Here is a 20,384-nt window from a genome sequence, read left to right on the forward strand (position 1 = left end):
TTTTATTGGCCGAGCGAAACGGCAACGTTGACGGCGGCCGCGACGAGCACCGTGTTGAAGAAGAATGAAACCATGCCGTGCAGCAGGTTTATCTTGCGCATCTCCGTGCTGGTGATTGCGGTATCCGAGGTTTCTGTCGCCATGCCGATCACATAGGCGAAGTACAGGAACTCGATGCCGCCGGGTTCTATGCCGCTCTGGAAGGCCAGCCCGCCGGCGTTCCCGCCCGCCTTGCCATCAGCGCCTCGCCCACCGACCGGCCGCCAATAAAGATGCGCATAGTGGACGGCCGCCATCATATGGATCGACAGCCAACCGAGCGGCACCGCGGCGAGCGTGAGCGACAGGTCAAGCGGGTAAAAACGATGTGCTGAATTGATCAACACGAATAGCGAACCAACGGCGACCACGACGGCGCCGAAGGTGATAGCGAAGATGATCCAGACCGGCTCATCGGCCGTTGCTATGTTCCTTTGCAGTAACTCCGGTGTCGATCTCAGCATTTTCCTTGCAGTCAGCATGACATAGATCACAAAGAACGCATCAACGGCGATGACATAGGCGACACGCGGCAGAAACGCCAGGCTCAATCCAAGAGCCGCAAGACCAACAACGGCAGCAATATAAAATGAATTGTGCCGTTTACTCACTATTGACTCTATCATTTCGGAAAATTCCTTACACTATTGAAGATTATGACGTATATTCTTCACGAATAGTTATCGGGACCGTGCAATGGATTTAGCCCTCAACATTCGAGCGGGTTCAAGGGCGGGTGCAAAATTTTCATCGCGAAGGAACGCACATTTATTGCCTTTCGCAGACTGTGCGCTACAATCTTACCTATTCAGACAATGTGACGTTTCCACCCCTCCATTCGGCGGGGTGACATCACCGTTTGAGGGAGGACAGCAATGGATGAGGTAGCAACCGGTTCACCCAGAAAACCACGCCCGGCTCCATCGCATATTCTGCAGAAAATCCATGCGGAAATGCCCAAGCCATCGAACGATCGCACGCGCATTTCCGATATATTGAGACTGGCAAAAGGCGGCTATTCCCGCTGCCGTCACAAGCAGCATTTACCAAAGCCGCCGCAGAAATAACCCGGCGCGGATCATATCCCGCCGGATATGCGGCCCGCACTCAGGACAAGGCAAGGAGATCGGCGCGCAAACGATGGGGATCGGAGCCGGCCAGAAGCTGCTCCGTCTCCGCATGCGCGGCTTTCCAGATCGGAACGGCTGCGGAGAGAAGCGCCTTTCCAGCCGGCGTGAGCGTCATCAGCCGGCTGCGCCGATCATCTTCACCCGGCTTGACCTCGATGAGACCACGGCGTTCGAGCGGCTTGAGATTGGCGGTCAACGTCGTCCGGTCCATGGCAAGCAGTGATGAAACCGACCCGATGGTCGGCGGCTTGGGACGATTGAGCGACATCAGCAGCGAGAATTGCCCGCTCGTCAGCCCCAGTGGACGGAGTGCATCGTCAAAGCGTCGGGCAAGAGCCCGCGCGGCGCGCTGCACATGAAGGCAAAGGCAGCTGTCGCGGACGAGCAGGGTCGTTTCAAAGGGTATCTCGACGGGATTTGACATGTGCCAATAATGTTGATATCAACATATTATGTCAAGGGAAATCGTCCGTTTGGGCCCTGGGATATGTCCCGAGCGCCCTCATACCGGACCGGTTTCCCATAGGAGGATGCACGGATTCAGCGGCTTGCAGCGCGCATCCAGCGGGAGGCATAGCGCCATAACCTGTAACCCCGAGAGGAGGATTCACATGCAACATGCAGTCGTAACCCGCGAGGAATGGCTCGAAGCACGCAGGACGCTTCTCGCCCGCGAAAAGGAAATGACGAAGCTGCGCGACAAGCTCAATGCCGAGCGGCTCGCCCTCCCCTGGGTCAAGGTCGAGAAGGACTATGTCTTCGACACGGCGCAGGGCAAGAAGACGCTGGCCGAGCTGTTCGACGGGCGCAGCCAGCTGATCGTCTATCACTTCATGCTCGGGCCCGGCTGGGAGGCAGGGTGCGTCGGCTGCTCCTTCCTGACCGATCACCTCGACGGTGCGCTGCCGCACCTCCAGAACCACGACGTTACGCTGACCGCAGTATCCCGGGCGCCGCTCGCCGAGATCGAGGCCTACAAGAAGCGCATGGGCTGGCGCTTCAACTGGGTTTCTTCCCACAACAACGACTTCAACTACGATTACCATGTCTCGTTCACGCCGGAGGAGCTGGCAAAGGGCAAGGTCTTCTACAATTTCACGGAAATCGACGCGGAAAACGCCTTCGAGGAACTGCCGGGGATGAGCGCCTTCTACAGGGACGAAGCGGGCAATGTCTTCCACACCTATTCCACCTATGCGCGCGGCGCCGAAGAGTTGATCGGCACGTTCATGATCCTTGATCGAGCCCCGAAGGGCCGCAACGAAACGACCACCATGCACTGGGTGCGGCGCCACGACGAATACGAGAACGCGCCGAAGCCGCACGCCTGTTGTGCATGACACAACAATCCCAGATCAGATACTGAGGAGGAAACCATGAAAGCAGAACCGCTGAAGGAACATCATTGGCTGCAGCAGCTCGTCGGCGAGTGGACCTGCGAAATGGAGTCCAGTATGCCATCCCCCGAGGGCGACAGCGCGGAAGGCGGCCAGGCCACGTGGACGGAAAGCGTCCGCTCACTTCACGGTTTGTGGGTTGTCGGCGAGGGCACGGGCGAGATGCCCGAGGTCGGTCCCGTCACCACGATCCTGACGATCGGCTACGATCCGGAGAAGAAGCGCTATGTCGGCACATGGATCGGCTCGATGATGACCTATCTCTGGGTATATGACGGATGGCTCGACGAGACGGAGAAGGTCCTGACACTCGAGGCGGAGGGTCCCGATTTCCAAAATCCGGGAAAGATGGCGAAGTATCGCGACATCATCACCATCAAGGACAAGGACTATCGTCTCTTTACGGCTCAGGTGTTCGGCGACGATGGAGAATGGCGCGAAATGATGCGGGTCCACTACCGCAGGAAGGGCCGGAGCGCCGTGCATCCGGCCGAACACGAGAAGGCCACTTCTTCGCTTTGAACCCTTTCAGGGATGCCGCTTGTCCGGGCTGAAGCGCCCGGGCACGCGGTATTCTCTCCCGAAATCCGGGGATCCCGCAATTGCGCCCAGCGTGCACTCAGTCGAGTTGTGAAGTCGCGAACCCCATGAACATCCCTATCGCCAGGTAGTTCTCGTCGAAATTCGCCAGGCGCACCAATGCGGGGCGGTTGATGAATTCGACCTCGCCATAACGGAAGGCGACGAGATTCTGCTCCCTGAGCTCGCGCAGCATGCGGTTGACGTGAATAGCGGTCAGCCCCAGCGCATCGGCCAGTTCATATTGGGTCAGGGGGCAGGAATAGCCCTTTTCCGTGCCCATGCCGTTGCTCTTCGTCCGAGCGCCCATTTCCAGAAGCAGATGTGCCGTCCTGACCAGCGCGTTGCGTCGCCCCAGATTGGTCAGATGCTCGATGAGAAAGGCCCTTTGCCTCGCCATCAGCCCCATGATCCCGCTGCTGAGATAGGGAGATTGGAGCACGATGGCGTTGAGCGCATATTGCGAAATCTCAAATACCGACATCTCGGTGATCGAAGCATAGGTGTTGTAATTGAATGCCGCCGGCATGCGCAATCCAACGCTATCGCCCCTGAGCGGAAAATCGATGATCTGCCGGTCTCCGCTGGGCAAATCGCGATAGACGCAGCCCCACCCTGAGTTGATGATATAGACGCTGCGGACGGGGTCGCCTTGGTTATAGACCACGGTATGGGGCGGATAGCGTCTCAAACTGACCGGGAGCGAATGGAGGGCTTTTCTATCCGCGTCACTGAATCTAGCGCTTATCGGCGACGCCTCGAGCAATTCCAGCAATGATTTCGATTCACTCGACATGAAACCCGTTCGGCATGAAATCAGGTTTGACATACCCAAAGTATCCCCCAGGTATGGATTTTTGCACAAATTTTGAACAAATGTAATTGTTCTAAAGCACTATTTTTGGACCGTCGTCTTACGAAAGAACAAGTTGCGATCCAACTGCGTATTAGTTCGGTTTATCCAAATCGACGAAATCATCACGGGAGAAACCTGCAGCATTCATACATTCGCGGAAGAGGAAAAAGGGGTGAATCCAGTCAACCCGTCCTATCCGGTCGGTGGATAGCTAATCCAGATGATGGGGCCGCCGCTGGGGTTCCCGCATTCCTCCTACTTCGAAGTGCGTAGGAAAAGAGCCCTTCCGCATGGGCGAAATTTCGCAGCAGCTAACTTATGTTAGTGACACTCACCTGCTTTAATCCCAATAATTTATTGGTAGCAAAAAGATGAGGCGTGGGTAGTATATCATTGGATAATAAGACTGAGTATCCGCACATTTAACACATGTAACAATCCGTACCGCGGATACAGTTTTATTTTATCTTTTTATTGAAGCAGAATAAAATATTCTGTCTTTCAAATATATAACTCATGCCTCTTTGGTGGGAGGCTAGCTTGATGGAAAATATACTGAGAAATACTGAAAACGGGGTTCCGGTCATACGGCATAAGTCGATAATTTCGGGGGCTCATAAACATAACGAAATCGAAGGTGGGGCGAATGCCGATACGGCTGAAGCGACGCTCTTCGTGATCGACAGCCGTACGCTAGATCGGGAATGCATCGCACAAAGTCTCCGGTCTCACAATATCGGCATGCCCGTGATCGCGATCGGCTCTTTCGAGGAATGGCTGGCTCAAAGACAGCAACAATCGGCTGGGGCGGTACTGATCAATATCGGGGGTCAGAAGGTTTCCGATCCGAACATGGCCAACCATCTGCGACGCGTCGTTTCGGAGTGCGATCCTGTGCCTGTCGTCATTCTGGCCGACAAGGAAGACATGTCGCAGATACTGAAAGCCCTCGAATGCGGCGTGCATGGCTATATCCCCACATCAGTCGGGATCGATGTGTGCGTCGAAGCGATCCGGCTGGCGATGGCCGGCGGCACATTCGTACCGGCGAGCAGCGTCCTGGCCATGCGCCATGCCGCCGAAGCCGGCGCCCAGGAGACACGTCCGATGGGTGGCATGTTCACGCAGCGTCAGGCGGAAGTCGTCAGGGCGTTGCGGCGGGGCAAGGCGAACAAGATCATCGCCTATGAACTCAATTTGCGGGAAAGCACGGTAAAAGTGCATATCCGCAACATCATGAAGAAGCTCAAGGCGACCAACAGAACGGAAGTCGCCTACATGATCAACGATCTCTTTCCCTCAGAATCAGGTTTTGCAGACGCAGACTGACTTCGTCTCATTTCCATTCCGGGAGAACGACCGTGATCATATCCGAGAATCCGTCCGCGGGGGCACGGACATCGCTGCCGCAGTTTCTGGCGCTCGTCAAACGCCGGAAGTATATGCTGACAATTCCAATGCTGGCGGGCCTGGGCATCGGGCTCGCCGGCTATTCGACCGCTCCGTGGAGCTATCTTTCCGAAGCGGTGCTCGTGCTCGACGTTCGCCGCGTGCAGGCATTGCCCACGGAATCGGTGGTTTCGCCATTGCCGCAGGATAGCCCGGTGCTGCGGACCGAACTCGACGTCATCAATTCGCGTATGATGGCGCGCAAGGTCATTCAACGCCTGGAATCGCAAGGGATTGCGGTTCTTACCGACGAACCGTCGAAAACGCTTCTCTCGATCTGGACGGAGCGCTTTCGCGATCTTTTAGATGGCGCGGCCTATGCCCAGCGCGCGGCCTCGCCCGCGGTCGACGAGCTGCAGTCTTCCGCCATCGAGCGCAGGAAGACCGATATCCTCATCTCCCATCTGCGGGTGACGAATGACGGGCGCTCCTACACAATTTTCATCAGCTATCGCGCCCCGGATCCGATCTATGCGGCGAAGGTGGCGAACGCCTTCGGCGAGGCCTATCTCGCCCATCAGATCGAGGTGCAGCAATCGGCGACCCGGCGCGTCAGCGAGTGGCTGGGCGACAAGCTCGTCACATTGCGGGCCACTCTCGAGACCTCGGAAAAAGCCGCGGAAAGTTTCCGCCAAAAGGCCGGCCTCGCCGAGGCAAACGGCTTGACGTTCCAGGCGCAGCGCGTCGCGGCACTCAACGCCGAGATCGTCACTTCAACGGGTGTCCTGTCGCTGGCGCAGGCGCGGCTGAATACCGCGATCGCGCTGAGGGAGAAGAACGACACCCCCGCTCTCGCCGAAATACTGGCTTCGCCGGCGATCCAGGCGCTACGGCTGGAGGAGGCAAAGGTGGAGCGAAGGCTTGCCGAACTGCAGGCGACGGGCGCGGTGAAAAGCGCAGAAATCCCTTCACTGATTTCAGAGCGGGAAGCGCTGAAGAAGCAGATGAGCGATGAGGTCGACCAGATCATCAAGAGCCTGTCGAATGAAATCGCCATCGCGCAGCGCCGCCGCAGCGCCATGGAAGAAAATTTGCTCGAAGCCCAGAAAGAACTCTCCAGGGCGGATCAGGCTCAGGTAGAGGCGGCCCAGCTCGAACGCGAAGCCAACGCCAACCGGGCGATCTACGAGAGTTATCTGACCCGCTACAAGCAGACGATCGAACAGGATGGCATAGCCGCACCCGAAGCACAGATGATCTCGATGGCGGAGCCGGCAAGCGCGCGGGCCAGCCCGCGCCTTCTGACCTGGCTGCTTCTCGGCTTCGGCATCGGCGGCGTTGCCGCTGCTGCCGGCACCGCTTTCCGCGAGGCGATCGAAGGCGCGTTGCGCGACACGAAAGCGCCGGAAAACACGGCCGGCGCTCCCGTTGTCCCGGCACCCGATCTGCGCCTGTTACCCACTGATCCCAAAAAGGGGCATCCATATGCGTGAAGCTCGTGCAGCATTATCCAAGAAGTCCATAACTCTCAGGAGCACTTCGGTACTGGCCGGGTTTTTGTGGCTCGGCTCGCTGACGGCGCTCGCGGCGGAAACCGGCGGCTACAGGATCAATCCGAACGACGTGCTGCAGATCACCGTCTACGGTCAGACAGACCTTACGGGCCAATATCCGGTCGGGCCGGACGGCAGCATCGGCTATCCGATCGTCGGCAATGTTACCGTTTCGGGCCTGACCTCGACGGAGGTCGGCGAAAGACTGGGCAAAGCCCTTGCCCAACATATACCAGGCCTCGCCGTGACGGCCACGATCAGCCAGTATGCGCCTGTTTTCGTGCTCGGCGACATCCGCACGCCGGGCAAATACGAATACCGGCCGGGGATGATCGCGCTCGAACTGCTTGCGCTGGGCGGTGGGGCGGGCAGAGGCGAAAATCCTTCCGTGACCGCCGGCATGCAGATGATCTCGGCCCAGCAGGAATATGCCGATCTGCAATTGCAGATGTTCGCACTCCAGGTGAAACGCACACGGACGGAAGCGGAGCTTGAAGGTCACGCCTTCGAATATACCCTTCCCGCAACTGCCAATTCCCCGGACGAACAGCAGAAACAGCGGGTCATCAATGGCGAAATGACGCTTTTCGAGATCAGGCGCAGCACGATGGCGGCCGAGGAACGGGCACTTGAAGCGCAGGTCGACAGCTACTCCGACGAGATACGGACATTGCAGGAAAGCATCCGGCTGCATAATACCGAGATCGCGCTGCTGCAGGAAAACGTCAATTCGTCGAAGACGCTCGTCGACCGCGGATTGGCGGCGAAATCGAGCCTTCGGGAAATGGAGCGCGAGCTTTCATCGACCCGGCGCGGCGCGCTGGAACTCGGCTCGTTCCTGGCGAGAGCCCGGCAGAACCAGCTTGCCGTAAAACAGCGCATCGCCTCGCTCGGCGATATCCGCAAAAACGAGTCGGCGGCAAGCCTCCAGGAAATCGACCTGAGCCTCGCCCGTATGAAGCGAAAGAGCCAGTCGCTCCTGGACAGCATGGCGGAGATCGCCAAGGCTTCGGGGAATGTGTCATCGAGCGATATCGCGCGCAGGATGACATTCACCGTGCTGAGAAGCGGCAACAACAATTATCAGGAAATCGCCGCCAACGAGCGCACAGAGATCAAGCCCGGCGATATCTTACGGGTCGAGTTCGATCTATCGAAGCTGACGGAACCCCGCTCATAATCCGCTATGAGGTTTCGGCGGTCACGCCTGAATTGGCATGGCCGCTGTTTCTCATGTCAGGCCACGGCTGCGATCTCGCGCGTTTCCGTATTGGCGAGCCACCTGATATAGAGATCGCCGATGCCGCCTCTGAGATCTATCCTGGCACGCCAGCCCATCGCTTCCATGCGCGACGTGTCGAGACGCTTGCGGGGCGTACCGTCCGGCTTGCTGGTGTCATAGGCGAAATGGCCCTGGTAGCCGATGATCTCCGCGATGAGGCTAGCCAGATCACGTATCGAAATCTCCTGTCCGGCGCCGATATTGATGTGCTCGCTGCCGCTGTAATTCTTCATCAGATGCACGCAGGCATCGGCAAGATCGTCGACATGCAGGAATTCGCGTAGCGGCGTACCCGTTCCCCATAGCGTCACGCTCGGCGAGCCGTTCACCTTGGCCTCATGGATCCGGCGCATCAATGCCGGCAGAACATGGGAGGTTTCCGGGTCGAAATTGTCATTCGGGCCGTAGAGATTTGTCGGCATGGCGGAGATGAAGCAATCGCCATATTGCTTGTTATAGAATTGGGCCAGCTTCATACCCGCGATCTTGGCGATGGCGTAGGCCTCATTGGTCGCCTCGAGCGTGCCTGAAAGCAGCATCTCCTCACGGATAGGCTGGGGGGCGTTGCGCGGATAGATGCAGCTCGAGCCAAGCCAGAGAAGCTTCTGCACACCGGTTTCATGGGCTGCATGCATGATATTGCCGCCGATCATCATGTTTTCGTAGAGGAATTCGACGGGATAACGTGCATTGGCGGCGATGCCACCGACCCGGGCGGCGGCGATGAATATCGCATCGGGGCGTTCTGCCCTCATCCAGCGCTCCGTCTGCATCTGCCGGGTCAAGTCAAGTTCCCGGTGCGACGCGGTAAGGATGGTGCAGCCTTCCGTCCTCAGACGCCGCATCAGTGCCGACCCCACCAGCCCCCTGTGCCCGGCGACGAAGACACGCTTGCCGCGCAGCGGAAAATGCGCCCGATCATGATCTCGTTCCACGAAAGTCATTCCGTCCGATCTCCCTCTGTACTCCCAGCGGCCCTCTATTGCCTGGAAGTGAGTTTTGGCCATTTCGAGAGAATGCGAAATCACTCCATTATGGGCATCGAGCTTCACCCGAGGGGGTAGGCCGGGGCGAAACGGCCCCGTAGCGGGATCAGCCTCCCTCTTCACTACAAAGGGCGGACACGTCTTAAGAGGTAGCGCATTGCTGGGCGGGATAGGCTGCTAACGCCTTTGGCTTGCTTGTCCAGACACTGCCGGTTCTGCAACTCTGGGCCCAGAAAACAAGGGCGGGCGCCATGAGAATCCTCTTCGCAAATCGCTATTTCCATCCCGATCAATCGGCCACCAGCCGGATGATCTCCAGCCTCGCCTTCTCACTGGCGCGGGAGGGTCTTGAGGTGGAGGTCCTGGCGAGCCGGTATTATTACAATCGCCCGGACGAGCCGCTTCCCGCAGAAGAAACCATCAACGGCGTGCGTGTGCACCGACTGTGGACATCGGGTTTCGGACGACGCTCGCTCGCCGGCCGCGCCGTCGACTATGCGACCTTTCATCTTTCGGCAGCGGCATGGTGGCTGCGTCACGCCGGGCGAGACGATATATGCGTGCTGTGCACCGACCCGCCGTTGCTCGCGGTTACTTGCACACTGCCGATCAGGCTTCGCGGCGCCAAGCTCGTCAACTGGGTCATGGACCTCTTTCCGGAAACGGCAATGGAATTGGGCGTGATGCGGGCCGACGCGCTGTCGGGCAGGATCGCGCTCGGATTGCGCAACTGGTCGATGCGCCGCTCAGCCCTGACGATCTGTCCGATCGAAGCGATGGCGCAATATCTCGCCGGCCAAGGCATGGCGAAGGAGAAGCTGGACGTCGTCCACCACTGGTCCGACAAGAACGAGATTCACCCGGTGAAGCCGAACGAGAACCGGCTGCGCAAGGCCTGGGGTTTGAGCCGCAGCTTCGTCATCGGCTATTCCGGCAATTTCGGCCGTGCACACGAATTTTCGACGGTGCTCGATGCCGCCGAAAAGCTGGTGAATGTGAAAGGCATCCGCTTCCTGTTCATCGGCGAGGGCCAACAAAGGCCGTATGTCGAGGCGGAGATCAAACGTCGGGGCCTGAGCAATGTGGTCTTGAAGCCGTTCCAGCCGGCGGAGAATTTGCCGGAAAGCCTGGGCGTGGCCGATGTGCATCTCGTATCGCTGCTGCCGCAGCTCGAACATTGCATCATACCCAGCAAATTCTACGGCGTGCTGGCCGCCGGGCGCCCGACCATCTTCATCGGCGACCCCGATGGCGAGGTGGGTTCGACGGTACGAACATTCCAGTGCGGCGAAGCCGTGAAGCCGGGAGACGTCTCGGGGCTGGTCGACTGTATCCTGCGGCTGAAGCACTCGCCGCTACATCGGGCGACGATGGGCAATAATGCGCGATATCTCCTGGAGACCGCCTATTCGCGGGAATATGGAACCGATGCCTGGCAATCGGCGATCGCGCCCCTCACCGCTTGCGATGAAGAGACAATCACGCCGTCGCTTACCAGCGAGGCGCTGCAATGAGCGGCAGCATCGTCGTCAGCCAACTCGGCGCAAGAATGCATTACGCCGTGCCGCGCATCCTTGCCGGTGATGGGCGGCTTGCGCATTTCTATACCGATATATGCGCCACGAAAGGCTGGCCACGGCTGTTACGGGCGCTCCCCGCATATACGCTACCCATGGCGATCCGGAGGCTTATCGGACGCGTGCCGCATGATATTCCTCTCGACCGCACGACAACCTTTCCCTCTTTCGGGCTCTACTCCGCCATCCGACGCCTTGCCGGCAAAACCCGCGCTGACGAGACGGCGAACGCGCTCTGGGCAGGCGAGCGCTTCGGCGCGCTCGTCGCTGCGCAAGGCTTTCACGGCGCCGAGGGCATCTATGCCTTCTCCGGAGAGGCGCTGGAACAGCTCGAGGTGGCGCGGACCTACGAGCTGTGGACGGCGGTCGAACAGATGATTGCCCCGCGTGACGTGGTGGACCAGCTCGTCGGCGAGGAGGAAACGGCATTCCCGGACTGGCAGATGCCGACGGCAGCAGACCCGTTCGCCTCAGCATATATCGCGCGTGAACGCGCCGAATGGGCGCTTGCCGACATCGTGATCTGCCCGTCGGAGTTCGTCCGCCGCCATGTGATCGAGAAAGGCTGTCCCGCCGCGCGCGCCGTGGTCGTTCCCTATGGAATCGACAGCCGCTTCACCATCGAGCAGCGCGAGCGCGCACCGGGTCCGCTGCGGATATTGACCGCCGGCGAGATTTGCCTGCGCAAGGGCTCGCCTTATGTGCTGGAGGCGGCGAAGCGCATGAAAGGCCGGGCGGTCTTTCGCATGGCCGGTCCATGCACGGTTTTGCCGCCCGCACGCGCCGCGCTGGAAGCCAATGTCCAACTCATCGGCGCTGTGCCGCGCGGGGAAATGCGCGCGCAATATGCCTGGGCGGACGTGTTCCTGCTACCCTCCCTCTGCGAGGGTTCGGCGACCGTGGTCTACGAGGCGCTGGCGGCAGGGCTGCCCGTCATCTGCACCGAGAACACTGGCAGTGTCGTGCGGCGGGAAATGGACGGCTTCATCGTGCCGATCCGCGATGCGGACGCGATTGTCGAGGCTTTGGAGCGGTTCGCCACGACCCCGTCCCTCTATCGGGAGATGGCCGAGAACGCGCGGGCACGGGCGGCTGAGTTCACGCTGCAACGCTATGGCGAGCGCCTACTGGAGGCGCTCTCCGGCGTTCGCGAAAAAAGGGATAGCGTCCCATGTGCGGAATAGCCGGCATCTTCACGCAGGATCGCGCTGCGGCCGCCAGGGCGCTGCACCGGATGGTGGAGGCGCAAAGACATCGCGGGCCGGACGGCAGCGGCGAAAGCATCGTGCCTTTCGGCAGCGGCATTCTGGCGCTCGGCCATACGCGGCTCGCGGTGATCGACGTTTCGTCGGCCGGTGCGCAGCCGATGGTCCACCCGGTGACAGGCGATCGTCTCGTCTTCAACGGCGAGATCTACAATCATGGCCTTCTCAGGCACGAACTTGCGGCGCGCGGCTGCGTCTTCCGGGGAACGAGCGACAGCGAAACCCTGCTGCATGCGCTTGTCGAATGGGGGGCTGATTGCATCAACCGGCTCGAAGGCATGTTCTCCTTCGCGTTTCATCGCGCGGCGACAGGCGAATTGCTGCTGGCGCGCGACCCGCTCGGCATCAAGCCGCTCTATCTCGCGCGAGGGCGTGACCTGATCTTCGCCAGCGAGGTGCGAGCGCTCTTGCGCTCCGGCCTCGTTCCCCGTGAGACAAGCGCCCGGGGATTGGCGGGGCTCCTTTCGTACGGCGCGGTACAACATCCATTCACGCTGTTCGAGGCGGTGCGTTCCTTCCCGGCGGGATGCTGGCAACGCTTCCATGCCGATGGACGTGTGGATGACCCCATCCGCTACTGGGCTCCGGCTCGGCCGGACCCGATCCGCGACATGGCGAGCACCGTTGCGGCGGTCCGGGAAACGGTGGATGCCGCAGTGCGCGATCATCTCATCAGCGACGTTCCGCTGGGGCTGTTCCTGTCGTCGGGGCTCGACAGCTCTATCGTCGCCGGCATGGCATCGCGGCATGTGCCCGATCTGCGCAGCTTCACCGTCGGCTTTGCCGATAATCCTGACATGAACGAGCTGGCGCTGGCCGGCAAAACGGCCGCGCTTTTCGGTCTGCGGCATACGGAATGCCTCATCAATGGCGGCGATGCGCTCAATGCCGTCACGGCCTGGCTCGATGCGCTCGACCAGCCCTCGATCGACGGCCTCAATGTCTATGTGATTTCGAAGGCGGCGCGCGAGCGCGGCATCAAGGTCGCTCTTTCCGGCCAGGGCGGGGACGAATTGTTCGGCGGCTACTCCACCTTCCGCGACGTGCCGATGCTGCAGCGCATGATGCGGCCGATTTCGGCTCTTCCGCCCGCATTGCGCCGCCGCCTGGCTGAAATCGCGACCATCGGCCGTTCCGCCAGCACCAAAGCCAAGGCGTCGGCGATCGCCGGCTGCGATGGCGATCTCGTTAGCCTCTACATGCAGCGGCGGCGGCTGATGACGCCGGCTCAGCTCTCCCGTCTGGGCCTCGATCATGTCACGGCGGGGCTGACCGCCGATTTCCACGATCCACGCGAAATCGATGCTCTCGCCATCGAGGAAAATGACCCCGCATGGACGGTCTCGCTTCTGGAAAGCAGGTTCTATCTCGGCAACATGCTACTCAGGGACGGCGACGCCAACAGCATGGCGCACGGCTTCGAAGTCCGGGTGCCATTCCTCGACCGCCGGCTCATCGATCTGACGGCCTCGATCCCGGCGCATATCCGGCTTCCTGGCAAGGGCAGTCCGAAACATCTGCTGCGTGCGGCCTTCACCGACATATTGCGTCCCGAGCTCCTCTCCCAGCCGAAATCCGGGTTTGCCCTGCCGATCGGGCGCTGGATGACCGATCCACTCCTCGATATCTGCCGTGAGGGCGTCGAAACCCTGAAAGGCTGCGGCCTGCTCGAACCCGCCGGCGTCGATGCGATATGGGACATCTTCGCCGACGAGCCGGAAACGCCAGCCTGGTCGCGCGCATTCCTGTGCGTCGTTATCGGCCAATATCTGCAGCGGATATCCGAACCATCTGAGGTGAGGCTGGCGTCATGAAGATCGTCCATGTCATCGGCTCGATCGACCCGGCCAAGGGAGGGCCGCAGGCGGTCGTCATCCGCCTTGCCGCGGCTCAGGCCGCACTCGGCCATCAAGTGCATCTCGTCAGCTATGGCAATCCGGAGATCGAGAAACGGGCATTTCTGGCGGCGGCCGCCATCCCCAATTCCCAGAAGGTGCAGCGTCACATCCTGCCCATACCAACGCGCATCGAACGGCTGTTCGCACCGCGAGCGCACCGCCTCCTCCGTCGCCTCCTGGCGGAGACGGATTTCGTGCATCTGCACGGCGTGTGGGAGGCAAACCTGCGCATCGCGGCCGTGCTCGCAAGGCGGCGCGGCATTCCTTATTGCGTGCGTCCGGCCGGCATGCTCGATGTCTGGAGCCTGCAGCAGAAGGCATGGAAAAAGCGGTTGGCGCTGATGGCCGGTTATCGCCGGATGCTCGATGGCTCGGCTTTCATTCAGGCACTGAATGCGGATGAAGCCAAGCTCATGGAGCCGCTTGGCCTCAAGCCCCTGAGCGCGGTCATCCCGAACGGCATTTTTTTGGAAGAGCTCGAACCGGATGGCCGGAGCGACGTTTTCCGCCGCCGCATTCCCGCTCTCAGGGCCAGGCGTTTCGTTTTATTCCTCTCACGGCTCCATTACAAGAAAGGCCTGGATATTCTGGCAGAGGCCTTTGCGATTGCCGCTTCCGCCTGCCCGGATATCGACCTGGTCGTCGCCGGACCGGACGAGGGAGCAGGAGAGGCCTTCAAACAGGCGATCGCGGCCAAGGGCCTCACTGACCGCGTGCATCTGGCCGGCCCGCTCTACGGTCGGGAAAAGATACGCGCGATGCTGGAGGCGGAATGCTTCTGCCTGCCGAGCAGGCAGGAAGGCTTCAGCGTCGCGATCACCGAGGCGCTTGCCTGCGGGCTGCCTGTCGTCATCACCGACGCCTGCCATTTCCCCGAAGTGGAAAGCGCGGGCGCCGGCCTGATATGCAGCCTCGATGCGGCCGCTGTCGCCGATGCGCTCGTGACCATTCTCCATGATCCCGAAACGGCCCGCATCATGGGCGAGAGAGGCCGGGCGCTGGTCCGGCGGCATTATACCTGGCCGCAGATCGCGCAGCGAACGATCGAGACCTATGCGGCGGTGCTCGATATGGAGCGGCGCGTGTTCACGGCGCGGGCCGGATTGCCGGCATAGACCGTCCAGCCATCGAGATCCCGGAAGGCGACACCGCGCGCGCCCAGCACGGCCCCTTCGCCCACCGTTACTCCCGGCCCGACAAATGCTTCAGCTGCGATCCAGCCGTGCCGGCCGACCGAGATCGACCGGGATTTCAGCGGGAAATCCGGATGGTTGATATCATGCGTTCCGGTGCAGAGATGGGCGCGCTGCGAGACAATGGCGAAGTCCGCGAGGCTGACGGGCGCGACGTTGTAGCAAATGGCGCCGGGCCCGAGCGAAGAATGCGCGCCCATACTGAGATGCGCCGGCCACCAGATGCGCGCGCTGCCGCGTACGATGGCCGTCGGGTGAATCTCGGCACCGAACGCGCGCAGAACCAGACCGCGCCAGCGCCACATGAAGGATGGCGTCCAGGCGGCGAGGACCAGCCAGGCTGCGGACCAGACGAGCCGCATCATGCGATGACGGAGCGCAAAGGTCGGCCCGCCGAGAAGCGGCGCAGGTGCTGCTGACGGCGGGGAATGCGGTTCGGAATAACGCGACAGCATCGGCATCTCCTCTCAATCCGGTCTAAGAGCCCAACGGAACCGGCGTAGGGCGGCCACCGCGGATCGAGGGAGCGCCGCGCCCCTCCCGCCGCCGGCGAAAAGCCACACCACAGTGAGGATGAATATCCAGGTCATCGGCCAGTTCATGCCCGATGCTCCACGCCGGAACAGGACCCGGTTTCTGCCCTGGTCCTGTTCGCAGGAAAGAACCGCAGCCTGTACCACAGGAGCTTCGGGTATTCCTTCAGGACGGCGAGGCCATAGGGACCAAGGACGGTGCGCCAGAACGTATCAGGCGGTTCGACGACGGAAGACGTCCAGTTGATGTGCGGGCATATCGTAGCGAAGCTTGCCACGGCGCGGCGCGAATGGAACCAGTTCGTCACCATCACGGCGCGGCGAACGTTCAACCGTTCAAGATATGGCGCCGAATAGAGCGCGTTCTGCCACGTGCTGCCCGACAGGCACTCGACCTGGATGGCGGAGCGCGGAACACCCCTGTGGATCATCTGGTAGCGAATGGAAAAGCAGTCGCCATCGCCGCTGACGAGAATGACCGGCGCCCTCCCCTCAAGCCAGAGATCGGAAGCATGAACCGCCCTGGCAGGACCGTCTCCACCGAGCACCACGATCACATCGGCTCTGGCCGTACCGCTGCGTACGGTCAGCAGGGGATCGGCCCAGAAGATGGCCGCCAGCGCGCCGGCAATGAGCATGACGCAAAGGATCAGGCTACGCAGAACGAGCGAACTGCCTTTACTGATGCTGCCCGACGCGGTCGTATGTCTCGCAGGAGCTGTACTCACCCGGCAAATCCCCCAGCCGTTGGCGTTGTTCCTCGGTCTTCACCACGATCATGAATTCGTAGGCGGCGAGCAGCCGGCAATAGAGATAGCCTGGCCGGCCATCGAGAAAGCCGCCGCGCAGCAGATACATGTAAAGGAAGCGCAGAGTAGGCCTGAAGGGCAGCCTGTAGGAGAGCGCCTTGAGCCCACGGCGTCGCAGATCGGATTTGGTGCTGAGCAGGCTTGCCCAGTCGATCTTGCGCTCCAGCCTCCGGCTCGACGAGAGATCGGCCTCCACAGAGGAATAGCGGTTGTGCTTGTCGTACCAGGCTTCCAGCCCCTTGTTGAAGCTGTAATGGACGAAGTGGGATTTCAGCTCGCCGGTCGGGCCGTCGCCGATGCATCGTGAATGGACCGAGCGTTCGAAACGCACCCTGTCGGGCCGCACCAGCCGTGTGATCCAGGTGGGATAGAGGCTGCTGCGGCGGATCCAGCGGCCCATGAACATGTTCTTGTAGCGAGCCTTGAAGAACGCTTCTGGACGGGATGGGTCGCGGGCGATGGCCAGCATCTCGTCACGCAGGTCCGGCGGGGTGACCTCGTCGGCGTCGGGCGTATAGACCCATGGATATTTGAACTCGATTTCCGTCAGCCCATGCATGCGCTGTCGGTCTTCCGTATCATAGGCCCGCTGGTAGACGCGGGCGCCCGCCGCCCTGGCGATCTCGACCGTGCGGTCGGTGCTGAAGGAATCGAGGATGACGATGTCGTCGCTCCATGAAAGCGAGGCAAGGCATGCAGGCAGATTGACTTCCTCGTTCAGCGTCATGATGAGAACCGAAATGCTCATGGTGCAGCTCCGGGGATGGTCGTTTGCGGATTTGCAGGACGAGGCAGACGAAGCGCGGCGTGCGACTGGCCAGTCATGCGGAAGACGAAGATCGTGTGCAGAGCAACCGGAATGATGAGGCCCGCAGCCAGGAGCTGCGCCGGCAGCTGCATGATAACACCAAAATAGGCCACGGCGCCGCCAAGCGCCGAAAGGGCAACCAGCACCAATGTCGTCCTGGCCGGCGACAGGCCTGTGTCCTGCAAGAGGTGATGAAGATGCCAGCGGTCGGCGGAAAACGGGCTGCGTCCAGCGGCAATGCGGCGGATGATGAGGCTCAGCGTATCAATAACCGGAATGACCACGATCCAGAGCAATACGGGGAATGGCAGGCCATTCCTGCCGGCGGACAAGGCGATGATGAAGCAGCCGATCACCGCCCCGAGGAGCGTACTGCCCGCATCGCCGAGAAAGACACTGGCCTTCATGCGCCAACGATGACGCATGTTGAAGCCAAGGAAGCCGATTACCGCGGCAAGCAGGATCAGTGATTGCACCGCTGTGGAGACGCGCCCCCCATGGAACGCGAGAAGCGCGAGCCAGAAGAGAGCCGTCGCCGCACTGCCGCCGGCGAGCCCGTCGACGCCATCGGTCATATTGACGGCATTGATGACGCCAACGATGAAGACAATGGCAACGAGCAGGATGAGCGGTGTAAGCTGAGCCGTCAGCTCGGGCGGGACGATGCCGGAGAGATTGAGATTGGCGACATCGCCGATATTGATGATCATATAGGCGGCAACCGTCTGTGCCAGGAGCCGCGGCAGAGCCGGCAAAGCGAAGCGATCATCCATCGCACCAAAAAGCAAAATCAGGAAAAGACCCGAGAAAACGGACCAGGAGAGCTGCATCCTGTCTTCCAGCAAGATATTGGCAATGAAGAAGGCGGCAAAGATGGCAATCCCGCCACAGAGCGGGACTGCGCCCTCATGCAGCTTCCGCGCATCGGGGACGTCCAGCAAGCGCCATTCGCCTGCAAAGCGCCGAAGGCCGATATTCAATACAATCGAAAGGGAAAATGCGGTCAGGATGCTGAGATACAGGCTCGCCAATTGGTCCCTCCCCCACGATGCGGAGTTTTCTGGCGCACCCGAAATGCGCCGTCACCTCTCAAGGTTCTACCGGCAGGTGGCAGTGGGGACGATTTGGCAAATCAGCGGAAGCGTCACGCCTCCGGATGGCAGCCTCTCCGCCGAAATGGGTAAGATCGTTGCGCAATAGTGGGCTGGGTCGCGTTATCGCATAGGGCACAATCCCCCTCATCCAGCTCTTCGGGCCACCTTCTCCCCGCGGGGAGGTGGCCGCATAGCGGCCAGTAAGGGAGAACATCGGCAGGCAAATTTGCCTGCCAGCTGCGCGACTGGCGGGATGGCACTATATCCTCTCTTCTCATCCTTTTTGCCTAAGCCCTACGCAGATTGGTGACGTTTTCCGGATGGCGGAACCGCCTATCTTCAAACCGGGCGGAGGAAGCCGGTTCGGCACGCATGTTTCCAACTGGAAGCGGCTTTTTTTTGCGCCCTGTCGAGGGGAGCACGGAAATGAGCGACACAGGATCGATTCCACCCGCAAAAACAATAACGAACCGCCTGAATATCGGCAGATTTATCGGGCGGAACGACGCATGAACAGGATTCGCCGCGCCTTTTTCATGGCCACCTTGGAGCAATATCTGGCGCTGCTGATCGGCCTCGTCACGCTGGCCACCATGGCGCGGCTCCTCACGCCGGCGGAGATCGGCCTCGGGGTGATCGGCCTCGGGATCGGCACGATCACCTTTTCACTGCGCGAATTCGCGAGCCCAGACTTCCTCATCAAGCGCGATCATGTCGATACGGAGGATGTTCGAACGTCCTTCACCATCCTCCTTGTTCTCACCACCGGCCTGGCCCTGCTGCTTTATCTCGGACGGGAGTGGCTGGCGGATTTCTATCACGATGGATCACTCGTCTATTTTCTCGATCTCATCATCATTGCAGCCTTCGTCGAAACCCTGTCATTGCCGACGATCGCACTGTTGCGCCGGGACATGGCATTCGGAGTGCTCGCACGGATTCGAACGGCGGGGAGCGTCATCGCTTCGCTTACGACCATTGGTTTCGCTTTTTTAGGCTTTGGCCATATGAGCTTCGCCTTCGGCCTGCTCGCCGGCGCGCTGACCACCACATTGCTCGCATTCGCCGCGCGACCAGTCATGTCGATCTTCCAGCCAAGCGTTTCATCACTGCGCGAGGCGCTGCATTTCGGCTCCTATATGGGCGCGACCTCCGTACTGAACAAAGTCTATGACACGCTGCCGCAGCTCCTGCTCGGCCGCATCATGACCTCGACATCGGTCGGCATATTCAACCGCGCTAATGCCATCTGCGGCCTGCCGGACCGGGTTTTCCTGTCGGCCGTGTTTTCCGTCGCGTTTCCCATTCTCGCCGAACAGGTCCGCCAGGGGCAGGATTTGCGCCAATCCTATCTCAGGGCGATCAGCTACATCACCGTCGTCTACTGGCCATCGCAGATCCTGCTTGCGCTGCTCGCCTATCCAGCCGTGCACATCGTGCTTGGCGGAAACTGGAGTGAAGCGCCACCCATCGTCGCGATACTGTGCCTGGCCGGCACATTCTGGTTTCCGGTGATCCTGACCTATCCGCTGCTGATCGCGCTTGGTGAAAATCGCGAAGCCTTCGTCTCCAACTGCATTGCGCGCATCGTATCCGCCGTCGTCCTATGCAGCGCCAGCTTCTGGGGACTAACGGCGCTGGCGCTCAGCCAGTTCATCACCCTGCCGTTCCAGATGATGATATCGCTCTATTTCGTGCGAAAACATGTGCAGTTCGAATGGAGAGACCTGCTGGAGGCCATACGACCGAGTGCCGTCGTGACCGTGAGTGCCATGGTTGGTCCTGTCGTAGTCATTGCCGCGCATGGCTTCGCGCTCGATATCTCACCGCTTGCAGGGTTTTTTGCCGGCATTCTCGCGATCGCCGGTTGGCTCGTGGCCCTGATACGAACGCGCCATCCGTTCCTCACCGAGATCGAACGCGTCTTGCACAGGACTTTGCCGCGGCTATCGCTGCGAAAGACCGGCATGTCCAAAGTCACGCCTGCCGAATGATC

General features: G+C 60.5%; 18 protein-coding genes. 10 read left to right on the plus strand and 8 right to left on the minus strand.

Features of this window, described 5'->3' with window-relative positions; translation table 11 throughout:
• Positions 1–2 precede the first annotated feature (2 nt).
• Both ATN84_RS02730 and ATN84_RS02735 read right to left on the minus strand, forming a co-directional pair.
• Entirely contained in the window at positions 3–665 is a 663-nt protein-coding gene (locus tag ATN84_RS02730; protein WP_068879980.1) for a DUF1345 domain-containing protein, read from the minus strand.
• A 481-nt stretch (positions 666–1,146) separates the two neighbouring features.
• Entirely contained in the window at positions 1,147–1,593 is a 447-nt protein-coding gene (locus ATN84_RS02735) for a MarR family winged helix-turn-helix transcriptional regulator (RefSeq protein ID WP_068879981.1), read from the minus strand.
• A gap of 187 nt (positions 1,594–1,780) precedes the next feature.
• Here ATN84_RS02735 and ATN84_RS02740 point away from each other — a divergent pair, with 187 nt between their 5' ends.
• Both ATN84_RS02740 and ATN84_RS02745 read left to right on the plus strand, forming a co-directional pair.
• Positions 1,781–2,509 carry a DUF899 domain-containing protein gene (locus tag ATN84_RS02740; RefSeq protein ID WP_068879982.1) on the plus strand — a complete coding sequence of 243 codons (729 nt, stop codon included), beginning with the start codon at positions 1,781–1,783 and terminating at the stop codon, positions 2,507–2,509.
• A gap of 36 nt (positions 2,510–2,545) precedes the next feature.
• A complete protein-coding gene (locus tag ATN84_RS02745; protein ID WP_068879983.1) occupies positions 2,546–3,088 on the plus strand; it encodes a DUF1579 domain-containing protein in 543 nt (180 codons plus the stop codon).
• A gap of 97 nt (positions 3,089–3,185) precedes the next feature.
• Here ATN84_RS02745 and ATN84_RS02750 read toward each other — a convergent pair whose 3' ends face one another.
• The gene (locus ATN84_RS02750; protein ID WP_068880841.1) at positions 3,186–3,941 is read right to left on the minus strand and encodes a Crp/Fnr family transcriptional regulator; all 756 of its coding nucleotides are present in this window, start codon (positions 3,939–3,941) and stop codon (positions 3,186–3,188) included.
• A 603-nt stretch (positions 3,942–4,544) separates the two neighbouring features.
• Here ATN84_RS02750 and ATN84_RS02755 point away from each other — a divergent pair.
• The 3 genes from ATN84_RS02755 to ATN84_RS02765 are packed head-to-tail and all read left to right on the plus strand — an operon-like array spanning position 4,545 to position 8,123.
• Positions 4,545–5,330, plus strand: coding sequence for a response regulator transcription factor (locus tag ATN84_RS02755; protein ID WP_082766061.1), 786 nt, complete (start codon positions 4,545–4,547; stop codon positions 5,328–5,330).
• A 32-nt stretch (positions 5,331–5,362) separates the two neighbouring features.
• Entirely contained in the window at positions 5,363–6,883 is a 1,521-nt protein-coding gene (locus ATN84_RS26590; RefSeq protein ID WP_068879985.1) for a GumC family protein, read from the plus strand.
• Positions 6,876–8,123 (plus strand): polysaccharide biosynthesis/export family protein, encoded by a 1,248-nt coding sequence (locus tag ATN84_RS02765; RefSeq protein WP_068879986.1) that lies wholly within the window; start codon positions 6,876–6,878, stop codon positions 8,121–8,123. Before ATN84_RS26590 ends, ATN84_RS02765 begins: the two co-directional genes overlap by 8 nt.
• 56 nt (positions 8,124–8,179) lie before the next feature.
• Here the strand turns inward: ATN84_RS02765 and ATN84_RS02770 are convergent, their stop codons facing one another.
• A complete protein-coding gene (locus tag ATN84_RS02770) occupies positions 8,180–9,169 on the minus strand; it encodes a GDP-L-fucose synthase family protein (protein WP_068879987.1) in 990 nt (329 codons plus the stop codon).
• Between the two features lie 293 nt (positions 9,170–9,462).
• Here ATN84_RS02770 and ATN84_RS02775 point away from each other — a divergent pair, with 293 nt between their 5' ends.
• The 4 genes from ATN84_RS02775 to ATN84_RS02790 are packed head-to-tail and all read left to right on the plus strand — an operon-like array spanning position 9,463 to position 15,066.
• Entirely contained in the window at positions 9,463–10,725 is a 1,263-nt protein-coding gene (locus tag ATN84_RS02775) for a glycosyltransferase family 4 protein (RefSeq protein ID WP_068880842.1), read from the plus strand.
• On the plus strand, positions 10,722–11,972 hold the full coding sequence (locus ATN84_RS02780) for a glycosyltransferase family 4 protein (protein WP_068879988.1): 1,251 nt from the start codon (positions 10,722–10,724) through the stop codon (positions 11,970–11,972). Before ATN84_RS02775 ends, ATN84_RS02780 begins: the two co-directional genes overlap by 4 nt.
• A complete protein-coding gene (gene asnB / locus ATN84_RS02785) occupies positions 11,960–13,867 on the plus strand; it encodes an asparagine synthase (glutamine-hydrolyzing) (protein WP_068879989.1) in 1,908 nt (635 codons plus the stop codon). The genes ATN84_RS02780 and asnB overlap by 13 nt, the downstream gene beginning before the upstream one ends.
• Complete coding sequence (locus ATN84_RS02790; RefSeq protein ID WP_068879990.1) at positions 13,864–15,066, plus strand: glycosyltransferase; 1,203 nt, start codon at positions 13,864–13,866, stop codon at positions 15,064–15,066. Before asnB ends, ATN84_RS02790 begins: the two co-directional genes overlap by 4 nt.
• Here ATN84_RS02790 and ATN84_RS02795 read toward each other — a convergent pair.
• From ATN84_RS02795 to ATN84_RS02810, 4 genes are all read right to left on the minus strand, one after another.
• Positions 15,003–15,599: an LbetaH domain-containing protein gene (locus ATN84_RS02795; protein WP_068879991.1), complete on the minus strand. Its 597-nt coding sequence runs from the start codon at positions 15,597–15,599 to the stop codon at positions 15,003–15,005. The two genes, ATN84_RS02790 and ATN84_RS02795, sit on opposite strands and share 64 nt — an antisense overlap.
• A 143-nt stretch (positions 15,600–15,742) precedes the next feature.
• Entirely contained in the window at positions 15,743–16,405 is a 663-nt protein-coding gene (locus tag ATN84_RS02800; RefSeq protein WP_153020075.1) for a YdcF family protein, read from the minus strand.
• Positions 16,356–17,234: a glycosyltransferase family 2 protein gene (locus ATN84_RS02805; RefSeq protein WP_068879993.1), complete on the minus strand. Its 879-nt coding sequence runs from the start codon at positions 17,232–17,234 to the stop codon at positions 16,356–16,358. Before ATN84_RS02805 ends, ATN84_RS02800 begins: the two co-directional genes overlap by 50 nt.
• A complete protein-coding gene (locus tag ATN84_RS02810) occupies positions 17,231–18,325 on the minus strand; it encodes an MraY family glycosyltransferase (RefSeq protein ID WP_068879994.1) in 1,095 nt (364 codons plus the stop codon). Before ATN84_RS02810 ends, ATN84_RS02805 begins: the two co-directional genes overlap by 4 nt.
• A gap of 572 nt (positions 18,326–18,897) precedes the next feature.
• Here ATN84_RS02810 and ATN84_RS02820 point away from each other — a divergent pair.
• Entirely contained in the window at positions 18,898–20,382 is a 1,485-nt protein-coding gene (locus ATN84_RS02820) for an oligosaccharide flippase family protein (protein WP_161939550.1), read from the plus strand.
• Positions 20,383–20,384 lie beyond the last annotated feature (2 nt).

Source organism: Paramesorhizobium deserti (assembly GCF_001558695.1).
Lineage (GTDB): Bacteria > Pseudomonadota > Alphaproteobacteria > Rhizobiales > Rhizobiaceae > Paramesorhizobium > Paramesorhizobium deserti.

Coding starts and splice junctions, on each gene's coding strand:
- ATN84_RS02730 (WP_068879980.1), bottom strand. CDS start 665: ATGATAGAGTCAATAGTGAGTAAACGGCACAATTCATTTTATATTGCT.
- ATN84_RS02735 (WP_068879981.1), bottom strand. CDS start 1,593: ATGTCAAATCCCGTCGAGATACCCTTTGAAACGACCCTGCTCGTCCGC.
- ATN84_RS02740 (WP_068879982.1), top strand. CDS start 1,781: ATGCAACATGCAGTCGTAACCCGCGAGGAATGGCTCGAAGCACGCAGG.
- ATN84_RS02745 (WP_068879983.1), top strand. CDS start 2,546: ATGAAAGCAGAACCGCTGAAGGAACATCATTGGCTGCAGCAGCTCGTC.
- ATN84_RS02750 (WP_068880841.1), bottom strand. CDS start 3,941: ATGTCGAGTGAATCGAAATCATTGCTGGAATTGCTCGAGGCGTCGCCG.
- ATN84_RS02755 (WP_082766061.1), top strand. CDS start 4,545: ATGGAAAATATACTGAGAAATACTGAAAACGGGGTTCCGGTCATACGG.
- ATN84_RS02765 (WP_068879986.1), top strand. CDS start 6,876: ATGCGTGAAGCTCGTGCAGCATTATCCAAGAAGTCCATAACTCTCAGG.
- ATN84_RS02770 (WP_068879987.1), bottom strand. CDS start 9,169: ATGACTTTCGTGGAACGAGATCATGATCGGGCGCATTTTCCGCTGCGC.
- ATN84_RS02775 (WP_068880842.1), top strand. CDS start 9,463: ATGAGAATCCTCTTCGCAAATCGCTATTTCCATCCCGATCAATCGGCC.
- ATN84_RS02780 (WP_068879988.1), top strand. CDS start 10,722: ATGAGCGGCAGCATCGTCGTCAGCCAACTCGGCGCAAGAATGCATTAC.
- asnB (WP_068879989.1), top strand. CDS start 11,960: ATGTGCGGAATAGCCGGCATCTTCACGCAGGATCGCGCTGCGGCCGCC.
- ATN84_RS02790 (WP_068879990.1), top strand. CDS start 13,864: ATGAAGATCGTCCATGTCATCGGCTCGATCGACCCGGCCAAGGGAGGG.
- ATN84_RS02795 (WP_068879991.1), bottom strand. CDS start 15,599: ATGCTGTCGCGTTATTCCGAACCGCATTCCCCGCCGTCAGCAGCACCT.
- ATN84_RS02805 (WP_068879993.1), bottom strand. CDS start 17,234: ATGAGCATTTCGGTTCTCATCATGACGCTGAACGAGGAAGTCAATCTG.
- ATN84_RS02820 (WP_161939550.1), top strand. CDS start 18,898: ATGAACAGGATTCGCCGCGCCTTTTTCATGGCCACCTTGGAGCAATAT.